Source organism: Kineococcus rubinsiae, assembly GCF_011839805.1.
GTDB lineage: Bacteria > Actinomycetota > Actinomycetes > Actinomycetales > Kineococcaceae > Kineococcus > Kineococcus rubinsiae.
In genome coordinates, this window is the sequence record NZ_VWPY01000018.1 from 1 (window position 1) to 24417 (window position 24417).

Here is a 24417-nt window from a genome sequence, read left to right on the forward strand (position 1 = left end):
TGGCCCCCAGGACCGCCACCAGCAGGACGCCCAGCGCGCAGAAGAGGAACGCGTCGGCCGTGGAGCGCAGGTAGATCCCGTAGCCGACCGCACCCTCGGCGAGGAACACCCCGCCCAGCAGCGCCGCCCCCGACACCGCCCACCGCAGCGACCGCGCGCGGCGCCAGCACCACCCGGCCGCCCCCAGGACCGGGCCGCCGACCACCCCCGCGACCGCCCACTGCACCACCATCGCGGGGTTGACCCCGAAACCCCGCAGGGCGGAGAGGACGTGGTAGCCCGCGACCTCGCCGGAGCACACGAGGACCCCGGCCACGACGGCGACCCACCAGCGCCTGCTCCACACCCCGACCAGGAAGGCCGGGGCGACCCACGGACCGACCGCGTTGGCCAGCCCGGCCAGGGGTCCGGGCAGCACGGTCTGCAGACCCGAGGTGGCGGCACCCCACACCAGACCCACCAGGACCGCTGCATCGAGCACCGCGGCGGCGCGGGAAGGGGAGTCCGCCCCGGGGCGCCCACCGACCCGTGCGCCGGAGGGGCTCGTTGTGACGGACGGGTTGGTCATGGTCCGACAGTGACGCACCGCGGACGCCCTGCCGTCCCCGCACGGTCTGATCCTCGGCACCGAGATCGTCATCCCCGCGGTTGACCACCGGGACCCCCGCTCCCCCGGGTCGTCCCGCCGCCACCGTCCTGGCGCTGGGGAACGCGCGGCCGGCGGGTCGCTCAGGCCTCGCGGCGGGGGTCCTCCAGCACGTCACGCCACGAGTGCTGGGGGTCGAACCCGAGGAGGCGACGGGCCTTGTCGATGCTGTAGAAGGTCTCGTCGCGGCCCATCTCGCGGCGCACCTCGACGCCGGCGTAGAAGGTGTCGATGACCTCCTGCGTCGTCGCGGCGACCGACATGTCGGCGTTGGCGACGTTGAACACCTCGAAACCGAGCCCGTCGGTCTCGAGCGCGCGCAGGGTCATCTGGCCCAGGTCGCGGGTGTCGATGTAGGCGAACACGTTGCGGCGCCGCAGGGACGGGTCCGCCAGGAACGCCGGGAACTTCTCGGCGTACTCGTGGGGCTCGATGACGTTGTTGATGCGGAAGCCGTAGACGTCCGCGCCGCTGCGGGCGTGGAAGGAGCGCGCGACGACCTCCCCCGCCACCTTCGAGATCGCGTAGGAGTCCTCCGGCACGACGGGGTGCTCCTCGTCGACGGGCACGTAGAGCGGCTTGCGCTCGCCCTGCGCGAAGCAGATGCCGTAGGTCGTCTCCGAGGAGGCGAAGACGACCTTGCGGATGCCGAGCCGGGTCGCCGCCTCGAGGACGTTGTAGTGCGCCACGATGTTGGTCTCGAACGTCAGGGCGTCGGGGGCGAGGAAGGCCGAGGGGATCGCCGCGAAGTGGACGACGGCGTCGTACGCCGACGCCGTACCCGCCGGACGGGGCGGCTGGTCGAGGTCGGCCGTCGTGGGGATGCCCGCCATGGCCGAGTACACCTGGCCGGCGTCGGTCAGGTCGACCCGGAGGTCGGTGACGTCGGGGTGCCTGAGCGGGGTGAGGTCGACGTTGGTGACCTGGTGACCCTGGGAGGCCAGGTAGGGAGCGACGTGGTGACCGGCCTTGCCGCTGCCGCCGGTGAAGAAGATGCGCATGCGTGCAGCCAACCACCCTGCGGCGGACCCGGCGCGACGGTCCGCCGGGCCACGATGAGTTCCGCGCCTCCCGGCGGTCCACACCGTCGACGATCCTCACGACCAGCGACAGGAGCACCCCGTGCCCGAGACCCCCCGGGGACCCGCGTCCTACTTCCCCTCCATCGAGGCCAGGTACGGACAGCCGATCGCCCACTGGCAGCAGCTGCTGCGCGAGCACCGCACCGAGAACCCCGGGGTGCGTCACGGCGAGCAGGTCACCTGGCTCAAGACCGAGCACGGCCTCGGCCACGGCCACGCCAACGCCCTGGTGGCCGCCACGCGGGCGGAGGACGACGGCGCCTGAGGACGCACCGCCCTCCCCCGGACGACGCGGCGCCTAGACCTTGCCGCGCAGCAGACGGCGGAAGTAGACCTGCGGCAGGACGTGGCGGTCGAACCAGAACGCCGAGGGGCGGGGCGCGAACGGGTTCAGCAGCGGCAGCGGGCGGGGGCCCTTGCGGTCGGCCTGCACCAGCATCAGCCGTCGGCGGCTGGTCGTCACCGGCATGACGGTGTAGCCGTCGTAGGAGTGCAGCCGGCGACCCCTGGACGCCGCGGCGATGTTGTGGGCCAGCACCTTCACCTGCTTGCGCAGGGCCCCGCCGGAGGACCGCGTGGCGATCCCGGCCGCGTCACCGATCGCCCAGACGTCGTCGTGGCGGCGGGACCGCAGCGTCTCGGGGTCGATGTCGACGAGGCCCGCGGGTGAGGGGCCGCCCAGCCCGCTCTCGGTGATCCACTCCGGGGCGCGGTAGTGCGGCACGGCGTGCGCGTAGGCGACGTCGTCCAGGCGTCGCGTCCCGGTCGGGGTGGCGATCTCCACCGTGCGGAGCACCGGGTCCACGCTCGCCAGCCGGGACCGGCGCAGCACCGTCACGCCGTAGCGGGCGAAGGCCGCCTCGAGGTGCTCGTCGGCACCCGCCACCCCCAGCGGCTCGGCGTCGGGCAGGACCACGGTGACGTCGAGGTTCCCCAGCACCCCGGCGCGGCGCCAGTAGTCGCACGCCATGAGGGCGGGCTTCAGCGCGGTCGGCCCGCACGGCGCCGGCTCGGGCGGCACGGTGAACACCACGGACCCCTCGCGGAGCCCCTTCAGCGCCGGCCACACCAGGGGCGCGGAGCTCGGGACGTACGTCGAGCCGGCCCACCCCGCGGTGTAGGCGTCCTGCAGCCCGGGGGTGGCCGCCCAGTCCTCGCGCATGCCCGGGCAGACCACCAGGGTCGTGTAGCCGATGGTCGCGCCCCGGCGGGTCAGCACGGTGCGGGCCGCGGGCTGGACCGAGGCCACGGCGTCCTGGACCCAGCGGCACCCCGGGGGGACCACCGTGCTCGTCGGCCGCTCCACGTCGGCGGGCGTGGCCTGGCCGCTGCCGACGTAGTTCAGCAGGGGGCGGTAGCGGTGCACCGGGGACGGTTCGAGCAGCACGACGTCGCGGGCCCCGTCCCTCAGGAGCTTGGCGGCCAGGGAGATGCCGGCGTTGCCGCCACCGACGACGAGGACCTCGGCGTGGGGGACGGGCTCGCCGGTACGGGGGCCGCGGAGAGGGGTGGGCACGAGCTCACCTTGATCGCCGCGACCGCTGCCCGCCAGTCGGTGGCCCGGCCCCGGCCACCGGCGGGGTTCAGAGGCCCGTCATGCGCTGCAGGTGCTCGGGGTAGCGGGCTCCGCGCACCGTGATGCGCGAGGCCGCCGCCTCGATGTCGGCGAGGTCCTGCGCGCCGAGGTGCAGGTCGGCGGCGGCAGTGTTCTCCTCCAGGCGCGACAGGCGGCGGGTCCCGGGGATCGGGACGATCCAGGGCTGCCGGGCGAGCAGCCACGCCAGGGCCACCTGGGCCGGCGTGGCGCCCAGGGTTCCGGCGACGCGGGTCAGCAGGTCGACCAGGGCCTGGTTGGCCGTCCGGTTCTCCGCGGTGAAGCGCGGGATCCCCGCGCGGACGTCACCGGTGCCGAAGCTCGTGGTGGCGTCCACCGTGCCCGTGAGGAAACCCTTGCCCAGCGGGCTGAACGGCACCAGGCCGATGCCCAGCTCGGCCAGGGTGGGCAGCACCTCGGCCTCCAGCGTCCGCTGCCACAGGGAGTACTCGCTCTGCAGTGCGGTCACCGGCTGCACGGCGTGCGCGCGGCGGATGGTCGCGGCCGCGGCCTCGGACATCCCGAAGAACCGCACCTTGCCGGCCTCGATGAGTTCCCGGACCGCGCCGGCCGTCTCCTCGATCGGCACGTCCGGGTTGACGCGGTGCTGGTAGCACAGGTCGATCACGTCGGTGCCGAGGCGCCGCAGGGAACCCTCGACGGCGGCCCGGACCTCCTCGGGTCGGCTCCCGAGGCCGGTCTGCCTCCCGTCGGCGTCGAACGTGAACCCGAACTTGGTGGCGATGACCACCTGGTCGCGGACCGGGGCCAGGGCCTCGCCGACGAGCTCCTCGTTGACGAAGGGGCCGTACACCTCCGCGGTGTCGAAGAACGTGACCCCGCGGTCGACGGCGCCGCGCAGGACGCCGATCATCTCGTCGCGGTCACCAGGGTTGGGCCCGTAGCTCTGGCTCATGCCCATGCAGCCCAGGCCGATCGCCGAGACCTCGAGGGCCGAGCCGGCCGCGGCGCTGCCGAGGGTGCGCCGGTGCCCCGCAGCTCCCGGCGGGGTGGGGATGGCGCCGGTCACGGGCGCACCAGCACCTTGAGGGCCTCGCGGGCGTCCATCGCGCGGTAGCCCTCGGGGACCTCCTCGAGGCCGACGGTGCGGTCGAACACGCGGCCCGGGTCGATCGTCCCGTCCAGGACCGTGGGCAGGACGTCCTCGAGGTAGGCGCGCACCGGTGCCGGCCCGCCGTTGAGCGTCACGTTCCGGCCGAACAGCGAGGCGAACCCGATCGGCGCCTCCTCGTACTGCGGCACCCCGACCCGGCTGATGACCCCGCCGGCGCGCACGACGCCGTAGGCCTGCTCGTAGGCGGGCAGGTGCCCCACGGCCTCCAGCACGACGTGCGAACCCTGCCCGCCGGTGAGCTCGCGGACCTTCGCGACGCCCTCCTCGCCGCGCTCGGCGACCACGTCGGTGGCGCCGAACTCCCGGCCGAGGTCGGTGCGGGAGGTGTGGCGGCCCATGAGGATGATCCGCTCGGCGCCCATCTGCCGCGCCGCGAGGACCGCGGAAAGCCCGACCGCACCGTCGCCGATGACGGTGACGGTCTTGCCGGCCTCCACCCGGGCCATGAAGGCGGCGTGGTAGCCGGTCAGGTAGACGTCCGACAGCGTCAGCAGCGAGGGGTACAGCGCCTCGTCGACGCCGGCGAGCCCGCCGGGGACCGTCACCAGGGTTCCGGCGGCCTGCGGGACGCGGACGGCCTCGGCCTGGGCGCTGGAGAAGAACCCGCCGTGGGGGCAGGCGGTCTGGAACCCCTCGCGGCAGAGGTCGCACGTGTTGTCGGAGAACGCGAACGGGGAGATGACGAAGTCGCCCACGGCGACCCCGGTGACCGCGGAACCCGTCTCCTCGACGACGCCGATGAACTCGTGGCCCATCGGCTGACCCTGCTGCGACGGCTCCATCGAGTGGTAGGGGTGCAGGTCGGACCCGCACACGCAGGCCCGGACCACGCGCACCACGGCGTCGGTGGTTTCCTGCACCGCGGCGTCGGGGACGTCCTGGACGCGCACGTCACCGGCGCCGTACATCACTGCTGCTCGCACGTTCGTCTCCTCTGGGGCTGGAACGGGTTCGGGCGGTGCGGCACTGCGCACCGGGCGACCGGGGCCGGGCGCCGGGCGCCGGAGCACCGCAGCGCGCGTGCTCGCCCCGTCCCCCGAGGCTAGGTCGCCGCACCCCCGCCCTCCAGCCGTGAAGGGCGCCCTGTCGGGGCACCCCCGGTCAGGGCACCGCTGCGCCGGAGCTGCCCGCTCCCCCGGAGGTGCCCGCTCCCCCGCCCGGTGGCCGCCACGCCCCGGCCGGACCGGTGGTCGTCAGGATCCGCTGGACGATCCCCTGGAGCTGACGGCGCTGCGCCCCGGTCAGGGGTTCCAGGACCAGCCGCCGGACCGTGGCGACGTGCCCGGGCGTCGCCCGCTCGACCTCGGTCCGGCCGAGGTCGGTGAGGATCGCCAGGGTGTAGCGCCCGTCACCCGGATCGGGCGCGCGGCGGACCCACCCCCGCTGCTCCAGACGCGTCACCGCCCGGGAGAGCCGGGTCAGCGAGCTGTTCGCGTGACCCGCCAGGACGCTCATCCGCAGGGAGCCCTCGTCCGCGGCGCCGAGGGCGAACAGGACGCCGAACTCGAAGTGGGTGACGCCGGCGGCCGCCCCGAGCTGGGCGTCGAGCGCGGCGGGCAGCCACTCCAGCAGCGTCGCCAGCCCGGACCAGGTCAGCAGCTCGTCCGCGGTGAAGCCCGGGACGTCGCCGGGCGCGGCCGCGTCGGGCGGCGGGGTGGGAGGCACCCGCACAGCCTAGATGAGTTGCTCAGGCAAGTCGTCACGACCTACAGTCACGTGCTCAGGCAAGTCATCGAGACGGGACGGGCGAGACGTGGACCTTGAGCTGGCGGGCCGGAAGGCCTTCATCAGCGGTTCGACGCGGGGCATCGGCTACGCCGTGGCGCAGGCCCTGGCCGCCGAGGGCGCCGACGTCGTCCTGCACGGCCGGAGCGGGGCGGGGGTCCGGGCGGCCGTGACGCGCCTGGAGGCCGAGGGGCACGGGGTCGCGGTCTCCGGCGTCGCGGCGGACTTCGCCGACCCCGGGCAGGCCCGGGACGCGGTCGCCTCCCTCGGGCCCGTCGACGTCCTGGTCAACAACCTGGGGGTGTTCGAGGTCCGGCCGTTCGCGGAGATCGCGGACGAGGACTGGCACCGGTTCTTCGACGTCAACGTCATGAGCGCCGTGCGCCTCTCGCGGCAGCTCCTGCCCGCCATGCTCGCGGACGGCTGGGGGCGGATCGTGTTCGTCAGCAGCGAGGCCGGGGTCGACGTCCCGGCCGACATGCTCCACTACGGGGTCAGCAAGGCGGCGCTGCTCGCGCTGAGCAACGGCCTCGCCAAGCTGACCCGGGGCACCGCGGTGACCGTCAACGCCATCGTGGGCGGCCCCACGTACTCCGACGGTGTGGCGCAGGCGGTCCGGGGCATCGCGGACGCCCGGGGCCTCGCCGAGGCCGACGTGAAGGCGGCCGTCGTGGCCGGGAACACCACGTCCCTGGTGCAGCGGTTCCTGGAACCGGCGGAGCTGGCCGGCCTGGTGGCCTACCTGGCCAGTCCCCGGTCCGCGGCCGTGAACGGCAGCGCGCTGCGCGCCGACGGCGGGACGCTGACGCAGGTGCACTGACGGCCCGGACCGGCCGGCGGGGCGGGAACGGGCCCGCCGGCCCGCACCGGCCCTAGGCGCCGGCCCCGCCGTCGACCGGGACGATCGCGCCGGTGACCATCGAGGCGCGCTCGCTCAGCAGCCACGCGGCGACCTCGGCGACCTCCCGCGGCTGGGCCATCCGCCCCAGCGGGGTCGAGGCGCTGATCTGGTCGACGATGCCCGGCGTCGCGGCTTCCCACGCGTCGATCATCTCCGTCGCGGTGCCGCCGGGGGTGATGCCGTTCACCCGGATGCCCTCGGGGCCCCACGTCACGGCGGCCGTCTCGGTGATGCTGTTCAGCGCCCGCTTCATGGCCCCGTAGACGGGCAGGTGGGGGTTCGCGCGGCGGCTGCCGATGCTCGAGGTGTTGACGATCGCGCCACCGCCGCCGCGGCGCATGAGGGCCGCCTCGGCGGTCATCGCCGTGTAGTGCGCGCGGAAGTTGACCGCGAACTGCTCGTCGAGGTCCTCCTCGCTCGTGGTGTCCAGCGGGCCCGGCTGCTGGATGGCCGCACCGTTGTTGAACGCCCCGTCGAGGCGTCCGTGCAGGTCGTCGACCCGCTGCACCGCAGCGCGGACGCTCGCGGGGTCCGCCAGGTCGAGGGCGACGGCGTCGGCCACGCCGCCCGCGCCGCGGACGTCGGCGACGACGCGCTCGAGGGCGTCGGTGCCGCGGGCGGCGAGCACGACGGCGGCGCCCTCCGCGGCGAAGAGGCGGGCGGCGGCCGCGCCGATGCCGCGGCTCGCGCCGGTGATCAGGACGACCTTGCCGGTGAGCAGGCCGATCGGGGTGCCGGGGTTCTCGTTCGTCATGCCGGGATCGTTCCCCCGGGAGGCGGGGCGGAGGCAGGCACAGGCGGTACCAGGATCGCCGGCCGCGCAGCGGGCACACTCGGGGCATGGACAGGCGAGAGCTCGGAGCGTTCCTGCGCAGCCGGCGCGAGCGGCTGGCGCCGCAGGACGCCGGCCTCGTCGCCGGGTCCCAGCGCCGCACCCCCGGGCTGCGGCGCGAGGAGGTGGCCGTGCTCGCGCACATCTCCACCGAGTACTACGTGCGGCTCGAGCAGGGCCGGGCGCCGCGCCCCTCGGCCGAGGTGCTGGCCGGCATCGCGGCGGCGCTGCGGCTCACCGACGTCGAGTCCGCGCACCTGCACCTGCTGGCGGGCACGGCCCCGCTGCGCACCGGCCGCCACCGCCGCGACGTGCGCCCGAGCATCCTGGCGCTGCTCGAGCGGGTGCCCCTGACCGCGGGGTTCGTCGTCTCCGCGACGTTCGAGGTGCTGGCGTGGAACGACCTGGCGGCGGCCCTCATGGAGGACTTCGCGGCCCTCACCCCGGCGGAGCGCAACCTCGCCCGCGCCGCGTTCCTGCGCCCCGCGCGGGCCGGGGACCGACCGCTGTACGGCGTCTCGGACGCGAGCGAGTTCGGGCTGCACGTCGTCCTGGAGCTCCGCGCGACCCTCGCCCGCTACCCCGGCGACCCGGCGGTGGTGGGGCTCGTCGAGGAGCTCCGCGCGGGCAGCGAGCAGTTCGCGCGGCTGTGGGAGCGCCACGACGTCCAGGCGGCGCCCACGCTGCGCAAGACGTTCCACCACCCGGTCGTGGGCGAGGTCACCGTCGACTGCGACTCGCTCGCCCTGACCGAGCGCGACCAGCACCTCGTCCTCTACACCGCTTCGCGAGGTTCCCGGGACGCCGAGGCGCTGGCCCTGCTGGCCGTCCTGGGCACCGAGCGCATCGGTGTGGATTCGGCGACCTGACGGCGCGCGAACCCTCGCGACCCGGTCCGGAGAACCCGAGCCGCGCGGGCCTCAGAGGACGAGGCGCTCGAGCAGCGGGAACTCCTCGCACGGGTCGTCGACGTCGCCGAAGTGCCCGCGGGGCCGGACGACCTGGGTCCCGCCCAGGTGCTCGAGCAGGACCCGCCCCTGCGCGGCGTCGCAGCCGTAGGGGTCGACGACGGAGTTCACGAACACGAACTCCCCGGCCCGCTCGCGGATGCGCGCCCAGTCGTAGCTCTCCTGCAGCACGGGTTCCTCGTTGTCGTTGGGGCGCGTGGAGTACCCCGCGACCAGGACCGCCTGCGCCACCGGCGTCTTGAGGTGCTCCAGCAGCGCCAGGAGGAACGCCGCGCCGCCGGAGTGGCCGATCAGCACGGTGTCGGCGCCGAACTCGTGGGCCGCGAGCACGGTCGGCAGGAAGGTCGCGACCGGGTCCACGTTCAGCCGCGGCAGGTGCGGCACCTCGACGGTGTACCCGCGCGCCCGCAGGCGCCCCGCCAGCCACGGGTACCAGGCGACGTCGGGGTTCCCGCCCGTGCCGTGGACGATGACCGCCCGCCGGGCCTGCGCTCGTTCCTCCACGTCAGTCCCCTCCCGGGGCGGCGGCGACGAGCCGGCCCGCACCCTCGATCGTGAGCGGGTGCTCGGCAGCCGTGACGAACGCGCTCTGCCCCCGCTCCAGCCGCAGCTCCCCCGCCGTCGAGGTCGCCGTCACGGAACCCTCCAGGCACAGCAGCGCCCGCGGGACGGGCCGCTCCCACGTCGTCGCGCGGTGCACGTCGAGGACGGTGAGCGCGAAGTCGTCGACGCCCGGGTCGAACAGCAGCTCGTCCTCGCCCACGCGGCGGGGTTCCAGCAGCGGCGCCGGCAGCACGCGGAAGTCGACGACCTCCAGCAGTTCCCCGACGTCGACGTGCTTGGGCGTCAGGCCGCCGCGCAGGACGTTGTCGGAGCTGGCCATCAGCTCCACGCCCGTGCCGGACAGGTAGGCGTGCACGTTGCCCGCCGGCAGGTACAGCGCCTGCCCGGCCTCGAGGCGGACCTGGTTGAGCAGCAGCGACACCAGCACGCCCGGGTCCCCGGGGTGGTGCCCGGCGAGCTCGACGACGCACCGGGCGGAGGGGTCGTCGAGCTCCGCGCACGCCGTGGCGACGGCCTCCACGAGCGGGGCGACGGCCTCCGCCGGCGCGGTCAGCGCGTGCGCGGTCGCGGCCCGCAGCGCCTCCGTCTGGTCGGGGTCGGCGAGGTCCAGCAGCAGCTGGTCCAGCAGGTCGGTCGCGTCCGGCGGCAGGGCCGGCAGTTCCAGGCCCGCGAGCAGCTCGTGGGCCAGGGCGGGACGGCGGAAGCCCGCCATGGCCGCGAACGGCTCCAGCGCGAACAGCAGCTCCGGCTTGTGCTCGGTGTCGCGGTAGAGGCGCTCCGGGGCGTCCGCGGCGAGGCCCGCCGCCTCCTCCTCGGCGTACCGGCGCGCCGCGCGCTCCCGGTCCGGGTGCACCTGCAGCGACAGCGGCGCCGCCGCGCTGAGCACCTTCAGCAGGAACGGCAGGCGGTCGCCCGTGCGCCCGCGCCCCAGGACGCCGTCCGGGTCGGCGGCCACGACCTCGTCGAGCCCCCGCCCGGAGCCCTCGACGGTCGAGGGCGCCGACGGGTGCGCGCCGATCCACAGCTCGGCCTGCGGGGACCCGTCGGCCTCGACCCCGAGGAGGTCGGCGATCGCGGAGGTGGACCCCCACGCGTAGGGCTGGACGCGGTTGGTGAGGCGCTGCACGGCGGCGAGCCTAGCCAGCCGGGCCCCACCGCGGGGCGCTCTCGCGGCCTCTCCCGGGTCCCGCCACCGGGCCCCGCCGACGGCCTCGCGGGCCCGGGCCTCGTCATGACGGCCGGGAGGCCCGGGCAACTAGGCTCGCGGGCATGAGCGTTCTGGTGACGGGTGGCGCGGGCTACATCGGCTCGCACGTGGTGCGACTGCTGCAGGAGCGGGGGGAGTCCGTCGTCGTCGTGGACGACATGAGCAACGGCGTCGAGGAGCGCGTCGGCGGCGCGACCGTCGTGGAGGTCGACCTCGCGAGCGACGCGTCCACGGCGCTGCTGGGTGCGGCGATCGCCGCGCACGACGTCAGCGCGGTCGTGCACTTCGCGGCCCGCAAGCAGGTCGGGGAGTCGGTCGCCAAGCCCGCGCGCTACTGGCACCAGAACGTCGGCGGGACGGCGAACCTGCTGCAGGCCATGGAGGACGGCGGCGTCGGCAAGCTCGTCTTCTCCTCCTCCGCGGCGACCTACGGGGCGCCCAGCACCGACGTCGTGCGCGAGGACGGCCCCGCGGAACCCATCAACCCCTACGGCCAGACGAAGCTCGTCGGCGAGTGGATGACGCGGGCGGCGGGCCGCGCGTGGGGCCTGCGCGCCGCGAACCTGCGCTACTTCAACGTCGCCGGCGCCGGCTGGCCCGACCTGGGCGACACGGCCGTCATGAACCTCATCCCCATCGTCTTCCAGGCGCTGGCCGAGGGCCGCGCGCCCGTCGTGTTCGGCGGCGACTACCCGACGCCGGACGGCAGCGCGGTCCGCGACTACGTGCACGTGCACGACCTGGCCGCCGCGCACCTCGCCGCCCTGGACCACCTCGACAGCGACGACCGCCCGCACGACGTGTTCAACGTCGGCACGGGCGTCGGCGCCTCCGTGTTCCAGGTCCTCGCCGAGATCCGCGCCGTGACCGGCATCGACGTCCAGCCCGAGGTCCGCGAGCGCCGGGCGGGCGACCCGCCGCAGCTGGTGGCCGACGTCAGCCGCATCCGGGAGACCCTCGGCTGGTCCGCGAGCAAGGACCTGCACGACATCGTCGCCTCGGCCTGGGAGGCCCGCCCCGGCGCACGCTGACCCGCCCCTCCTCCGTGGCCGAGCCCGCCCGGTCACGGAGGGGTCACGGGCGATGCACGCATCTGCACACGATCCGCGCACCACGGGGCCGCGGCGGGAGGTCGTGCGTCCGGGGCGTTGCTAGGGTCGATCAGCGGTCGGGGCGGGTCCAGGACCCGCCCGGTCGGCACGTGAGCGCCACCGTGCGAGCCGAGCAGCGGCACGCGGTGCGCGCCGCCGCCGTCCCGGGGCCGCCCGACGTCCGACCGCCAGGAGAGTCCCGCTGTGATCGATGCCCTCGGCAACCCCCGCTCCGTGCTGCTGCTCGGCGGCACGTCCGACATCGGGCTGGCCGTCGTCGAGCGCCTCAGCCCGGAGCGGTCGCTGCAGGTGACGCTGGCGGCGCGCCCCGGCCCCCGCCGCGACGCCGCGGTGACCCGGCTGCACGCGCGCGGGCACGAGGTGCGGACGGTGGACTTCGAGGCCACCGACCTGGACTCCCACGACCGGGTGCTCGAGGAGTCCTTCGCCGCGGGCGACGTGGACGTCACCGTCCTCGCCTTCGGCCTGCTGGGCGACGCCGAGCAGCTGTGGCAGGACCCGGCCGCCGCGATCGAGCTGGCGACCGTGAACTACACCGCCCCCGTGAGCCTCGGGGTGCGCCTCGCGCATCGTCTCGGCGGGCAGGGGCACGGCGTCCTGGTCGCGCTGTCCTCCGTCGCCGGGGAGCGCCCGCGCCGCTCGAACTTCGTCTACGGCTCCACCAAGGCCGGCTTCGACGCCTTCTTCACGGGCCTGCGCGAGGCCCTGCGCCCGGCCGGGGTGCGCGTCGTCGTCGTGCGGCCCGGCTTCGTGACCACCAAGATGACGCAGGGGCTGAAGGCCGCGCCCCTGTCCGTGTCCGCCGAGCGAGTGGCCGAGGTGACCGTGGACGCCGTGCGCTCCGGCAAGGAGACGGTGTGGGCCCCCGAGCCCATGCGCTACGTCATGTCGGCCCTGCGCCACGTCCCGGCGCCGGTGTTCCGCCGCCTGCCCATCTGATCGCCGGAGCCGGTCCTGTCGAGCACACGGTCCGCCCCCGGGTCCGGGGGGCAGCCCTTCGTCGAGCGCCGCTCGAGCGAGAGGGTCCCGCCGGCCCGCCGCGGCTCCGCCCGCACGCCGCGTCCCGCGGCGGCTGAGCGCGGCGCCCGCGCCGACCGCCTCGCGGGGCTCGCGGCGCTCGCCCTGGGTCTGCTGGTCTTCACCTGGCGCCTGGCCACGCCGAGCCCCTGGCGCGACGAGGCCGTCACGGTCGCCGTCGCCTCGCGCAGCGCCCGAGAGATCTGGGACCTCGTCCAGACCGTCGACCTGGTCCACGCGCCCTTCTACTTCCTGGCCCACGCCCTGTTCGGCGCCGGCGTCGACGTCACCGAGGTGCGCAGCATCTCCGTGGTCGCGGCCGCGCTCACCGGCCCGCTGCTGTACGGCACCGCGCGGCGCGCGGCCGGGGGCGGGCGGACGGGGCGCCTCGCGGGGGCGATCGCGGCGCTGCTGTGGGTGTCGATGCCCTTCGCCAGCCGCTACGCGCAGGAGGCCCGGCCCTACGCCGTGGTCGCGCTGCTCGTGACGGCCTCGACGTACCTGCTGCTGCGGGCGAGCACCGGGCGCTCCGGTGACCGCGCCCCGCACGGCTGGTGGGTGGCGTACGCGCTGTCCCTGCCGGCCATCGTGGCGACCAACACCGTGGCGCTGCTCGTCGTGCTCGGCCACGCCGGCTGGATCCTCTCCGGACCGGCGCGCCACCGCTGGCCGGGGCTCCTCGCCGCGGGCGCGGGCGCGCTGCTGTGCCTGCCCCTGCTGTGGGCGCAGAGCACCCAGCAGGCGCAGGTCGCGTTCCTGCAGCGTCCCGAGGCGCACGAGCTGGTGGCGCACGCGACCTTCGCGCTCGGCTCCCCCGCCGGCGCGGTCGTCGCCGCAGTCGCGGCCGTCGTCGCGGTCGTCCTCGCCCGCGCCCGCCGCCTGGTGCTGCTGGGGGCGCTGTGGGGGGTCGTCCCCGTCCCGCTGCTGTGGCTGGTCTCGCAGGTCCACCCGTTCTGGACGACCCGCTACCTCGTCTTCGTGGCCCCCGGGACGTGCCTGCTGCTGGCCGCGGTCGCGACCGTCGCCCTGCCCGCCGCCGTCCCCCTGGGCCGGCGGGTGCGCGGCGCCCTGCCCGTCGCCGCGGCCGCCGTCCTCGTCGCGGCGATGACCGCCACCGGGCTGCCCATGCAGGTCGTCTTCCGCAGCCCCGTGATCGGCCACGGCGAGAACATGCGCGCCACAGCCGCCTACGTCGAGCGCGAGAAGCAGGCCGGCGACGCCGTCCTCTTCCTGCCCGACGGCGACTACCGCTACCGCGTGATCAACCAGCTCTACCCCGCGGCCTTCGCGGGCGTGCGCGACGTCGCGCTGGCCCGCACGGCCGAGGAGTCCTCGACGCTGGTCGGCGTCGAGCGCACGCCCGACGACCTCACGGCCGCGATGGCCGGGGTGCAGCGCGTCTGGGTCATCGGCGGGCCCGGGCCCGTGGTCACCGCGAGCGCGGGCGACAAGCGCAAGGCCGAGCTGCTCGCGCAGGGCTACCGGCTCGTGTCCGAGCACGACGAGCGCGCCTTCAGCGTCCGGCTCTACGTGGCGGTCCCCGCCGCCGGCTGAGCACGGCCCCGCGGGCCCCTGAGGCCCGCTCACCCGGTCGGCTCAAGCTCCCTTGATCGTCCGCCGACAGAGGTTCGTGCCTTCGCCCCGCCTGTCCGACGCACCCGTCGTGAGCCGTGCCCGTCGCTCCCCGGCGCCCTCCTCGCGCCTCATGGCCGGCGACGAGGCCGCTCAGCTGCACCTGCTGCGCCGCGCGACCCACGGCCCCACCCCCGAGTCCCGCGCCGAGATCGCGCGCCTGGGCACCCGCGGCTGGCTGGAGGCGCAGCTCAACCCCGCCTCGATCGACGACAGCGCCCTCGAGGCGTTCGTGCGCCGCTTCCCGAACTACCAGCGCTCCGCCGAGGACGTCGTCCGCGGCGGCTACCAGGCGGTGGAGTGGAACCTCATGTTCGACGTGGGCCGGATCACCCTGGCCCGCCAGATCTGGTCGCGCCGGCAGCTGCTGGAGGTCGTGGTCGACGTCTGGAACAACCTCCTGCACGTCGCCTGCCCCAGCTCCGACGTGTGGTCGAGCCGGCAGGACTACGACCGCACCGTGATCCGGCGGCACGCGTTCGGCTCCTTCGCGGACATGCTGGTCGACTCGGCCCGCAACCCCGCGATGCTGCAGTTCCTCGACAACTCCAGCTCCCGCGCCGGCGCCCCGAACGAGAACTACGCCCGCGAGCTCCTCGAGCTGCACACCGTCGGCGTCGACGCCGGCTACACGGAGGCCGACGTCAAGACCGGTGCCCGGCTGCTGACGGGCCTGCGCGCCAACGACGCCGGCGTGTCCGTCTTCGACGCCTCGCGCCACGACGCCGGCGGCGGCACGGTCTTCGGGTTCAGCTACCCGGCCCACGCGCCGGGCGACGGCTTCCGCTGGATCGAGGCCTACCTGCGCTACCTGGCCGTCCACCCGGCGACCGCCGCCCGCGTCTGCCGCCGCCTCGCCGTGCGCTTCGTCAGCGACGAGCCGCCCGCCTCGCTCGTCGACCGGATGGCCCAGGTGTGGCGCGCCGGGGGCGCCCAGATCGTCCCCGTGCTGCGGACGCTGTTCACCTCGCCGGAGTTCGCCGCCTCGGCCGGGGCGAAGGTCCGCACGCCGCAGGAGGACTTCGTCGCCGCGCTGCGCACCCTGGGCACCGGCATGGAGGCCTCGGGCACCGCCGGCATCGTCAAGCTCTACTGGCACACCCTGGACTCGGGACACGCGCCGATGGCCTGGGGCGCGCCGAACGGCTACCCCGACGTCGCCGCCGCGTGGGCCTCCCCCAGCGGCACCCTGCTGCGCTGGAACCGGCACATGGACTTCGCGGGCGGCTGGTACCCGAAGGAGCTGCAGTTCAAGCCCGCCAACCAGCTGCTGGACGCGCTGCCCTCCACGTGGGGCGGCCTCGTCGACGCGCTCGCGCTGCGGCTGATCGGCTCGCCGCTCGGCGCCGAGGAGCGCGCGGCCCTGCTGCAGTACACCGGCCGCGGCGCCGGCACGCCGCTCGGCTCCGGGGACCGCTGGGTGCAGAACAACGTGCAGTACCTCGTGGCCCTCGTCCTGGACTCCCCGACCTTCTGCAAGAGGTGACCTCCCCCATGGCGCTCCCGACCGCCCGTCCCACCGCCACCGGCCTCCCCGTGAAGAGCAGGGCCGCCGACCGCTGCGCCTGCGACGAGGGCGCGGCCGCCGCGTCGCAGCTCTCGCGCCGCACCGTGCTCAAGGCCGCCCTGGGTGCCGGCACGGCCGGGGCGACGGCCTTCGCCGTGGGCGACGTCTCCACGCAGGTCTCCTGGGCCGGCTCCGGCTGGACCGGGGAGACCCTGGTGGTGCTCAGCCTGCACGGCGGCTTCGACGGCCTGTCCGCCGTGGTCCCCGGCGGCGACCCCGGCTACTACGCGGCCCGCCCGAACATCGCCGTGCCGCGCGCGACGCTGCTCGGCCTGGACCAGACGTTCGGCCTGCACCCGGCCATGGCGCCGCTCATGCCGTTCTGGCGCAACGGCACCTTCGGCGTCGTGCACGCCGTCGGGCAGGACAACCCCTCGCGCTCGCACTTCGCGGCCATGCAAGAGATGGAGCGGGCCGCCCCGGGCACCTCGGTGCGCACGGGCTGGATCGACCGCACACTGGGCAGCACGGGCACCGGCTCGGTGCTCAACGGCGTGCAGATCGGGGTGCAGTCGCCGCCCTCCTTCGCCGGCCCGGTGCAGGAGACGACGATGAACTCGATCGACGCCTTCTCCCTCATCGGCCCCGGCGACGACCGCGCCACCTGGCACTCGGTGCTGCGCAGGATGCACACCGGCGCCACGGCGACCGTGGCGCAGCCCGCCACGACGCTGCTGACGGCCATGGAGGACGTGGCGCGGATCCGCACCGCGGCCACCGGCCCCGCCAACGGCGCGGCCTACCCGGCGGGCGACCTCGGGGCGGCGCTGGCGCAGTCGGCGACCCTGATCCGCTCGGGCGCCCCCGTGCAGGTCCTCACCATCGACTACGGCGACTGGGACATGCACGCAGGTCTCGGGCGCGTGGACGCCGGCTGGATGCGCGACAAGCTCGTGGAGCTGTCCTCGGCCCTGGCGGCCTTCGCCACGGACCTCGGCGGCAAGCTCGCCACGACCACCCTGGTCACGCTGTCGGAGTTCGGCCGCCGCGTCGGGGAGAACCTCTCCGGCGGGCTGGACCACGGCCACGGCAACGCCGTCCTGCTGCTCGGCGGGCCCGTCGTGGGCGGCCGCGTGCACGGCCGGTGGCCCGGCCTGGGCGCCGGTCAGCTCCTCGACGGCGACCTGGCGGGCACCACCGACTACCGCGCCGTCATCGGCGAGGTGCTCACCAAGCGGCTCGGCGCCGGCACCCTCAGCGACGTCTTCCCGGGCTTCCGCGGCGACGCGCTGGGCGTCGTCCGCAGCCGCTGACCGGACCGCCGCGACTCTCCCCACCCTGTGAGGGGCCTGGGAGATCGCTCTCCGTCCCGCGCGTCGCCCCCGCCACGGGGGCGACACGTGGGACGCTTGTGACGTAGAGTGACCTTGTGATCACAGGTGTGTTACAGAGTTGTTCACTCCTGCACCTTGTCTCACACGGCTACCGCCTCGTACGTTGCGTAACGATCCGGTCGCACGCTCAAGCTCCCCCCCGACCAGGCCGATGCCTGACACGAGCGTTCACCCATGTGGGTGCGACCTCCCGTTGATGTCGATCCAGAGCGAGGCCTCCATGCGCGCCACCGGCAACCCCCCGCACAGCCCTGCCCGCGTCTCCCGGCGGGCCCTGCTCGGAACCGGCGGAGGCCTCGGAGTGCTGTCCGCCCTCGCGTGCTTCGGCGCCCCGAGCGCCTCCGCGCTCTCGGCGGCACCGCTGCAGCTCGGCGGCGGGACGCAGGCCTTCAGCCTCGCCGCCCACGCCCCCACCGGCGGCGCCCGCGTCCTGCGCGCCGGGGGCGGGCTCACCACCGTCGCGGTCGAGGTCAGCGGGGGTCACATGCTCGGCGTGACGTTCCCCGCGGGCGCCTCGACCGACACGATCTCCGTGCGCACCCGCGTCGGCGGCACGTGGAGCGCGTGGGCGGACCTGCCCCTGAACGACTCCGAGCCCGACCCGGACTCCCTCGACGCCCGCACGGCCGTCGCCGGTTCCGACCCCCTGTGGGTCGGCGCCCTCGGGAGCTCCGCCACCGTCGAGGTCCGCCTCCCCGCGGCCGACGTCGCCACCGCCGAGCTGCACGTCGTGGACGCCGGCAGCAGCCGCACGCTGCTGAGCGCGGACGCGACGGACACCGACGTCGAGACCGACACGGACACCGAGATCGCCGCCGGCGACACCGACCTGCCCCCCGTGAGCACGCTCTCCGTGGCCCGGCCCACGATCAACTCCCGCGCCGCCTGGGGCGCCGACGAGTCGCTGCGCAAGGGCGTCGCGAGCTACAGCGACACCATCAAGGCGTGTGTCGTGCACCACACCGCCGACGGGGGTTCCTACGGCCGCGCCGACGTCGCCGCCGTCATGCGGGGCATGTACCGCTACCACACGGTGAGCCTCGGCTGGAGCGACCTCGGCTACAACTTCGTCGTCGACCGCTTCGGCGGGATCTGGGAGGGGCGCGCGGGCGGCACGAACCTGCCCGTCGTCGGCGCGCACGCCGGCGGTTTCAACACCGACACCTTCGGCGTCTCGATGATGGGCGACTTCACCTCCGTCGCCCCCTCGGCCGAGACGCTCGAGTCCGTGGCGCGCGTCATCGCCTGGAAGCTCTCGATGTACGACCTCAGCGCCAAGGGTTCCGCGGTCCTCACCTCCGCGGGCGGCGGGACCGCGCGCTACAAGGCGGGCACCACCGTCACCCTGCGCACGATCAACGGCCACCGCGACGTCGGGTTCACCGCGTGCCCCGGCAACGTGGGCTACACGAAGATGGACTCGATCCGCACCCGCGTCGCCGCGCTGCTGAGCTCCGCCCCCGCCTCGCTGAGCGCCATCGCGACGAAGTACGCCGCCCTCGGCGGCGCCGGTGGGTTCCTCGGCCGTCCGGCCACCGCCGAGGGCAAGGTGCCCAGCGGCAAGGGGTCGTTCCAGTACTTCTCGGGCGGCGCCATCTACGCCACGCCGGCCCTGGGCGCCCACGTGGTGCGCGGCGCGATCCTCGCGGAGTTCGCCCGCCTCGGGTGGGAGAACGCTCTCGGCTTCCCCACGAGCGACGACGGCCCGGCCGCCGCGGGCGGCGCCTACACGCACTTCCAGAACGGCTCGATCTACTGGTCGCCGAAGACCGGCGCCCACGACGTCCGCGGCGCGATCCGCAGCAAGTGGGCGGCGTCGGGCTGGGAGCGCGGTTCCCTCGGGTTCCCCGTGACCGGCGACAGCCCCGCCCGGGGCGGGTTCTACACGCACTTCCAGGGCGGCTCGATCTACTGGTCGGCCAAGACCGGCGCCCACCTCACGCGCGGCGCGATCCGCGACAGGTGGGCCGCCCTCGGCTGGGAGGGCGGCCTCGGCTTCCCCCTCACCGACGACACCGCGACCCCCAACGGCAAGGGCTGGTTCACGCACTTCCAGGGCGGGTCGATCTACTGGTCGCCCGCCAGCGGCGCGCACGCGGTGCGCGGCGGGATCCGCGACAAGTGGGCGTCGCTGGGCTGGGAGAACGGCTGGCTGGGCTTCCCCACGCGCGACGAGTACGCCGTCGCCGAGGGGCTGCGCACCGACTTCCAGGGCGGCACCATCACCTGGAACGCCCGCACCGGTGAACTGACCGCGAAGCGCTCGTGAGGCGGACGCCCTCGCGGCGCGCCCGGCTGACGGCCCTCGTGGCCGGCCTCGCCGCGACGGTCGCCGCCCCCCTCCTGACCGCCCCCGCCGCGCAGGCCGAGGTCCTCCCCCGGCCGCCGGTGAACCTGCCCGCCGACGTCGACGCCTTCGCCGCCTACCAGGGCCCCGCGTCCTGCCAGGCGCCCCAGCCGGGGACCCTGGCCCTGCGCCAGCTCCTGCTGGACACCTACGGCCGCCAGACCATCGGCAGCGCCCGGGCCTGCCCCGCCGGCGGCGTCCCGGTCAGCGAGCACTCCGAGGGCCGCGCCCTGGACTGGATGCTCAGCGCGGCCGACCCGGCGCAGAAGGCCACCGCGGACGCGTTCCTGGCGTGGCTGCTGGCACCCGACGCGGCCGGCAACGCCGCCGCGAACGCGCGCCGGCTCGGCGTCATGTACGTGATCTTCAACGCCCAGGTGTGGAAGGCGTACCGCCCCGGCGCGGGCTGGCAGCCGTACACGGGCGCCGAGGACCACACCGACCACATCCACCTCAGCCTCACGCCGGCCGGGGCGGCACGCGAGACGTCCTGGTGGACGGGCACCGCGGACCCGCTCGAGGGGCACTGGATCCGCCTCGGCGGGGAGCGCTCCGTCCTGGGCGGGCCCGTCAGCGGCCCCCGCACGCTCGCGGGAGGCAGCCGCTGCCGCAGCTACCGCAACGGCAGCGTGTGCGGCTCGCCGACCGTGCCGGCCCGCGAGGTGCACGGCGCCATCAGCGGGGCGTTCAACGTCGCCGGCGGTCCCGGCGGTCTCGGCCTGCCGCTGACCGACGAGCTGGCCACCCCGGGCCGCACCGGCGCCTACAACCACTTCCAGGGCGGGTCGGTCTACTGGTCGCCCGCGACCGGCGCGCACGTCGTGCGCGGCGGGATCCGCGAGCGCTGGGCCTCCCTCGGCTGGGAGCGCGGCCTCGGCTTCCCCACCACGGACGACGCCCCCACCCCGGCCCGCACCGGCTACTACACGCACTTCCAGGGCGGCTCCGTCTACTTCTCCCCCGCCACGGGTTCGCACGCGGTGCGCGGTGCGATCCGCGACCGCTGGGCCGCGCTCGGCTGGGAGAAGGGCTGGCTCGGCTACCCCGCGGGCGAGGAGCACGCCGTCCCCGGCGGGCTCCAGCTGGACTTCCAGGGCGGCTGGATCACGTACGACACCGCCCGGCGCACCGCCACCGCCACCCGCCGCTGACCTCTTCCGCCGCTGACCGTCACCCGTCGCCGACCGCCCCCCCGAGGAGCCCCCGTGCACCGCCGCCGAACCCCCCGCCGGTCCGCCCTGGTGACCGTCACCGCGACCGCGTCGCTGCTCGCCACCCTCGGGGGCGGCCTGCTGACCGCCACCTCCGCCCAGGCCGACGAGGTGCGCCCCGTCCCCGCCGGCGGGCAGTGGACGTTCAGCGGCCACGGCTTCGGCCACGGGATCGGCATGTCGCAGTGGGGTGCGCAGTCGCGCGCCGTCGCGGGCCAGAGCCACCAGCAGATCCTCGACGCCTACTACCCCGGGACGTCCGCCGGCTCCCACGAGGACCGCCTGCTGCGCGTGGGCCTGACGGCCTTCACGGGGCCGAGCGTCACGGTCGCCGCTCCGGGCGCCAACCCGCTGACGCTGTCGACCTCGGGCCGCGTCCTGGCGCCCGGGCAGCGCCTCACGCTGGCCTCCAGCGCAGGTTCCGTCATCGCCACGGCCACCCCCGGGTCCGGCGGCGTCGCGGGCTGGACCGAGACCTGGACCTCCAGCCCCACCCTCAGCAGCCCCGACGGCGTGCTCCTCGTGCGCGGCGACGGCAGCTCCACCCGCTACGCGGGGACCGTGCGCGTCGTGCTGGGCGCGAGCCTGACCGTGGTCAACGACGTCCGCCTCGAGACCTACCTGCGCGGCGTCGTGCCCGCGGAGTCGCCCTCGTCCTGGTCGGCGCAGGCGCTGCAGGCGCAGGCCGTCGCCGCGCGCAGCTACGCGCTGTCGGTCCTGCGCCCCGGCGCCGAGACGGACATCTGCGACACGACCTCGTGCCAGGTCTACCGCGGCGCCGAGAGCCGCAGCGCGAGCGGCGCCGTGACGTGGAGCCAGCCCGCCTCGACGAACGCGGCCATCGCGGCGACCGCCGGCGAGGTGCGCACCTACGGCGGGAACGTCGCGTTCACGCAGTTCTCCTCCTCCAACGGCGGCTGGACCGTCGCGGGGTCCAAGCCCTACCTCACGGCGGCGGCCGACCCGTTCTCCTCCCCCACCGGCAAGGCCGCGGGCGACCCGGTCGCGAGCTGGAGCACCACCGTGCCGGCCGCGGCGTTCGACGCGGGCTGCGCCCCCGGCGGCCGCGTCACCAGCCTCGTGATCACCGCCCGCGACGGCCGCGGGGCCGACGGCGGCCGGGTCACGAAGGCGAACCTCGTCTGCACCAACGGGGCGGTCGCCGTCACCGGGACGAAGCTGCGCCAGCTCGGCGGGCTGCGCTCGGACTGGTTCACGCTGCCCAGCCCGATCGCCCTCGCCCACGTGGCCCTGGGCGGGAACTCCGGCCCCCTCGGCGCCGCCCGCACCGGCGAGCAGGCCACGCCCGCCGCGGCCGGCGCGTTCCAGCACTTCGCGGGCGGCTCGATCTACTTCTCCGCCGCCACCGGCGCCCACGACGTCCGCGGGGCGATCCGCGACCGCTGGGCCGCCCTCGGCTGGGAGAACGGCCTGGGTTTCCCGACCTCCGGTGACTCGCGCACCCCCGCCGGGACCGGCTGGTACACCCACTTCCAGGGCGGTTCCGTCTACTCCACGGCCGCCACGGGAACCCACGAGGTGCGCGGGGCGATCCGCCAGCGCTGGGCCGCGCTCGGCTGGGAGAACGGGCTCGGCTACCCCGTCACGGGTGACGTCCGCACGCCGAACGGCGCCGGGTACTACACGCACTTCCAGGGCGGTTCGATCTACTTCTCGGCGGCCACCGGCGCCCACGAGGTCCGCGGCGCGATCCGCGACGCGTGGGCCCGGCAGGGCTGGGAGACCGGACCTCTGGGGTTCCCGACCAGCGGTGACCAGCGCACGCCCGCCGGGACCGCCTGGTACACGCACTTCCAGGGCGGTTCCGTGTACGCCTCCTCGGTCGGCGGCGTGCACGCCGTGCGCGGGCCGATCCGCGACGCGTGGGCCGCGCAGGGCTGGGAGACAGGGACCCTCGGCTACCCCGTCGGCGACCAGCAGGGTTCCGGAACCTTGTCGCAGCGCTTCCAGGGCGGAACCCTGACCTTCGACCCGGCGACGGGCCGCACCACGCGCTCCTGACCGGCCGGGGCCACCCATCGGGTGTCTGACCCGCCTCGCGTTGACAACCCGTGCAGGGAGTTCCATCCTCTGACCGGGGCTCCGGGCCTGCGGTCGACGGGGCCCAGCGCCCCCACGGCCACCGGCCCGGCTCTCCGCACTCACTTCAGCGACGAGGGAGAGCCGTGAGCGGCAGCAGTTCCGAGAAGCCCGGACGTCCGGGCACCGGGGTCGTGGAGAACGCCCTGGAGGTCGCCGTCAACCCCGGCACCAGCAAGCCGTGGCTCCCGAAGGGCCACGCCATGTCGTGGTGGACGCTCGTGGTGACCACGGGCGCCATCCTCATGACCTCCATCGACGGCGGGATCCTGCCCGCGGTCCTGCCGGCCATCACCGACGAGTTCGGCCTGAACAGCGTCCAGGCCGGGCTCATCAACTCCGTGTTCTTCGCCTCCCTCATCGTGGGCGCGATCGCCTTCGGGTGGGCCTCGGACCGCGTCGGCACGGGCTACCGGCGGACGTGGACGTGGAACGTGGCGATGCTCTTCGCCATCGTCGGCGGCGCCCTGACGTTCGGGTTCGCGGGCAGCTTCGTGGCCTTCCTGCTGCTGCGCATCCCAATGGGCATCAGCCGCGGCGGGTCCGAACCCGTCAACGTGGCCCTCGTGGGCGAGTGGTGGCCGAAGGAGCACCGCGGCTTCGCGCTCGGCGTGCACCACACGGGCTTCCCGATCGGGCAGTTCCTCACCGGCGCGATGATCGCCGTCATCCTCGGCGTCGCCGGCTGGCGCGAGGCGTTCCTGCTGATCCCCCTGCTGGGGATCGTCATCGTCGTCCTGCAGGCGTTCATCGGGACCCGGCGCAACCAGCAGAAGGTCTACGACTGGATCGACGAGAACCACCTGACCCGGCCGCTGCCGGAGCTGTCGACGCGCCTGTCCGGCAGCGTCCTCGCCCCCGTCAAGGCCGCGCTGGCGAACCGGAACGTGCGCTGGGCCGTCGCCCTCGTGTTCCTGTTCCTGTGGGGCGAGGCCGGCGCGGTCACGTTCCTCACCACCCAGTTCGTCGGCCAGGGCATGAGCCAGGGCCAGGCCGCGCTGATCGCCGGGGCCTCCGGCATCACGGGCTGGATCGGGCAGATCGTGTGGGGCACGCTGTCGGACCGCACGGGCCGCAAGTCGGCCATCACGTTCCTCGTGATCGGCTGGTCGGTGTCGCTGCTCGGGATGATCTTTATCACCGGCCCCGCCAGCGCGTGGCTCGTCCTGCTGTTCTGGGGCCTGTTCCGCAACGCGCCCTTCCCCGTCGTCTACGCCCTCCTGCTCGACTCGGTGCCGAAGGCGGCCGGGACGGCGATGGGCCTGATGATCGGGGTGGCGCTGGGGCTCTCGGGCGTCTTCGCCTCGGTGGTCGCCGGCGGGGTGATCGACCGGTTCGGGTTCACCACCCACTACGTCGTGCTCGCGGCCGTCGTCCTGCTGGCGCTCGTCCCGCTCTCCCGCATCAAGGAGACGGTGGCGGTCGGCACGCACGCCTGAAGCG

Annotated in this window: 21 protein-coding genes; 12 read left to right on the top strand and 9 right to left on the bottom strand. The window is 75.0% G+C overall.

The window, feature by feature from the left end:
- Positions 1 to 568: DUF6518 family protein (locus F1544_RS10875; protein WP_167585160.1), on the bottom strand; the 568-nt coding region annotated here is incomplete at its 3' end.
- A 161-nt stretch (positions 569 to 729) separates the two neighbouring features.
- On the bottom strand, positions 730 to 1647 hold the full coding sequence (locus F1544_RS10880; protein WP_167585162.1) for an NAD-dependent epimerase/dehydratase family protein: 918 nt from the start codon (positions 1645 to 1647) through the stop codon (positions 730 to 732).
- A gap of 121 nt (positions 1648 to 1768) precedes the next feature.
- On the opposite strand from F1544_RS10880, the gene F1544_RS10885 reads away from it, so the two are divergent.
- Entirely contained in the window at positions 1769 to 1993 is a 225-nt protein-coding gene (locus tag F1544_RS10885) for a DUF4287 domain-containing protein (RefSeq protein WP_167585164.1), read from the top strand.
- A 33-nt stretch (positions 1994 to 2026) separates the two neighbouring features.
- Here F1544_RS10885 and F1544_RS10890 read toward each other — a convergent pair whose 3' ends face one another.
- From F1544_RS10890 to F1544_RS24345, 4 genes are all read right to left on the bottom strand, one after another.
- A complete protein-coding gene (locus tag F1544_RS10890; protein WP_167585166.1) occupies positions 2027 to 3244 on the bottom strand; it encodes an NAD(P)/FAD-dependent oxidoreductase in 1218 nt (405 codons plus the stop codon).
- 67 nt (positions 3245 to 3311) lie between these two features.
- On the bottom strand, positions 3312 to 4352 hold the full coding sequence (locus F1544_RS10895; protein WP_208971676.1) for an aldo/keto reductase: 1041 nt from the start codon (positions 4350 to 4352) through the stop codon (positions 3312 to 3314).
- Positions 4349 to 5380: a zinc-binding dehydrogenase gene (locus tag F1544_RS10900; RefSeq protein ID WP_308470005.1), complete on the bottom strand. Its 1032-nt coding sequence runs from the start codon at positions 5378 to 5380 to the stop codon at positions 4349 to 4351. Before F1544_RS10900 ends, F1544_RS10895 begins: the two co-directional genes overlap by 4 nt.
- Positions 5381 to 5558: 178 nt before the next feature.
- Entirely contained in the window at positions 5559 to 6122 is a 564-nt protein-coding gene (locus F1544_RS24345; RefSeq protein ID WP_167585168.1) for a MarR family winged helix-turn-helix transcriptional regulator, read from the bottom strand.
- 88 nt (positions 6123 to 6210) lie between these two features.
- Between F1544_RS24345 and F1544_RS10910 the strand changes: the two genes are divergently transcribed.
- Positions 6211 to 7002: an SDR family NAD(P)-dependent oxidoreductase gene (locus F1544_RS10910; protein WP_208971677.1), complete on the top strand. Its 792-nt coding sequence runs from the start codon at positions 6211 to 6213 to the stop codon at positions 7000 to 7002.
- Between the two features lie 52 nt (positions 7003 to 7054).
- Here the strand turns inward: F1544_RS10910 and F1544_RS10915 are convergent, their stop codons facing one another.
- Complete coding sequence (locus tag F1544_RS10915) at positions 7055 to 7837, bottom strand: SDR family NAD(P)-dependent oxidoreductase (protein ID WP_167585172.1); 783 nt, start codon at positions 7835 to 7837, stop codon at positions 7055 to 7057.
- 86 nt (positions 7838 to 7923) lie between these two features.
- Here F1544_RS10915 and F1544_RS10920 point away from each other — a divergent pair, with 86 nt between their 5' ends.
- Positions 7924 to 8784 (top strand): helix-turn-helix transcriptional regulator, encoded by an 861-nt coding sequence (locus F1544_RS10920; protein WP_167585174.1) that lies wholly within the window; start codon positions 7924 to 7926, stop codon positions 8782 to 8784.
- Positions 8785 to 8835: 51 nt separating this feature from the next.
- Here F1544_RS10920 and F1544_RS10925 read toward each other — a convergent pair whose 3' ends face one another.
- Positions 8836 to 9387 (bottom strand): RBBP9/YdeN family alpha/beta hydrolase, encoded by a 552-nt coding sequence (locus tag F1544_RS10925; RefSeq protein WP_167585176.1) that lies wholly within the window; start codon positions 9385 to 9387, stop codon positions 8836 to 8838.
- A 1-nt stretch (position 9388) separates the two neighbouring features.
- Entirely contained in the window at positions 9389 to 10573 is a 1185-nt protein-coding gene (manA, locus tag F1544_RS10930) for a mannose-6-phosphate isomerase, class I (RefSeq protein WP_167585178.1), read from the bottom strand.
- Positions 10574 to 10716: 143 nt separating this feature from the next.
- Here manA and galE point away from each other — a divergent pair, with 143 nt between their 5' ends.
- The 9 genes from galE (at position 10717) to F1544_RS10975 (ending at position 24413) form a co-directional block, all read left to right on the top strand.
- Positions 10717 to 11685 carry a UDP-glucose 4-epimerase GalE gene (gene galE / locus F1544_RS10935; RefSeq protein ID WP_167585180.1) on the top strand — a complete coding sequence of 323 codons (969 nt, stop codon included), beginning with the start codon at positions 10717 to 10719 and terminating at the stop codon, positions 11683 to 11685.
- A gap of 264 nt (positions 11686 to 11949) precedes the next feature.
- The gene (dprE2, locus tag F1544_RS10940) at positions 11950 to 12705 is read left to right on the top strand and encodes a decaprenylphospho-beta-D-erythro-pentofuranosid-2-ulose 2-reductase (RefSeq protein ID WP_167585182.1); all 756 of its coding nucleotides are present in this window, start codon (positions 11950 to 11952) and stop codon (positions 12703 to 12705) included.
- A gap of 372 nt (positions 12706 to 13077) precedes the next feature.
- Positions 13078 to 14337 carry a glycosyltransferase family protein gene (locus tag F1544_RS23475; RefSeq protein WP_373368071.1) on the top strand — a complete coding sequence of 420 codons (1260 nt, stop codon included), beginning with the start codon at positions 13078 to 13080 and terminating at the stop codon, positions 14335 to 14337.
- Between the two features lie 109 nt (positions 14338 to 14446).
- Positions 14447 to 15901, top strand: coding sequence for a DUF1800 domain-containing protein (locus tag F1544_RS10950; RefSeq protein WP_208971678.1), 1455 nt, complete (start codon positions 14447 to 14449; stop codon positions 15899 to 15901).
- A gap of 8 nt (positions 15902 to 15909) precedes the next feature.
- Positions 15910 to 17235 carry a DUF1501 domain-containing protein gene (locus F1544_RS10955; RefSeq protein WP_167585184.1) on the top strand — a complete coding sequence of 442 codons (1326 nt, stop codon included), beginning with the start codon at positions 15910 to 15912 and terminating at the stop codon, positions 17233 to 17235.
- Positions 17236 to 17512: 277 nt separating this feature from the next.
- Complete coding sequence (locus F1544_RS10960; protein ID WP_167585186.1) at positions 17513 to 19585, top strand: N-acetylmuramoyl-L-alanine amidase; 2073 nt, start codon at positions 17513 to 17515, stop codon at positions 19583 to 19585.
- Positions 19582 to 20814, top strand: a complete 1233-nt coding sequence (locus F1544_RS26315; RefSeq protein WP_167585187.1) for an LGFP repeat-containing protein — start codon at positions 19582 to 19584, stop codon at positions 20812 to 20814. Before F1544_RS10960 ends, F1544_RS26315 begins: the two co-directional genes overlap by 4 nt.
- A gap of 54 nt (positions 20815 to 20868) precedes the next feature.
- Positions 20869 to 22896 carry a SpoIID/LytB domain-containing protein gene (locus tag F1544_RS10970; protein WP_167585189.1) on the top strand — a complete coding sequence of 676 codons (2028 nt, stop codon included), beginning with the start codon at positions 20869 to 20871 and terminating at the stop codon, positions 22894 to 22896.
- A gap of 164 nt (positions 22897 to 23060) precedes the next feature.
- Positions 23061 to 24413 (top strand): MFS transporter, encoded by a 1353-nt coding sequence (locus F1544_RS10975; RefSeq protein WP_167585190.1) that lies wholly within the window; start codon positions 23061 to 23063, stop codon positions 24411 to 24413.
- Positions 24414 to 24417: the final 4 nt, after the last annotated feature.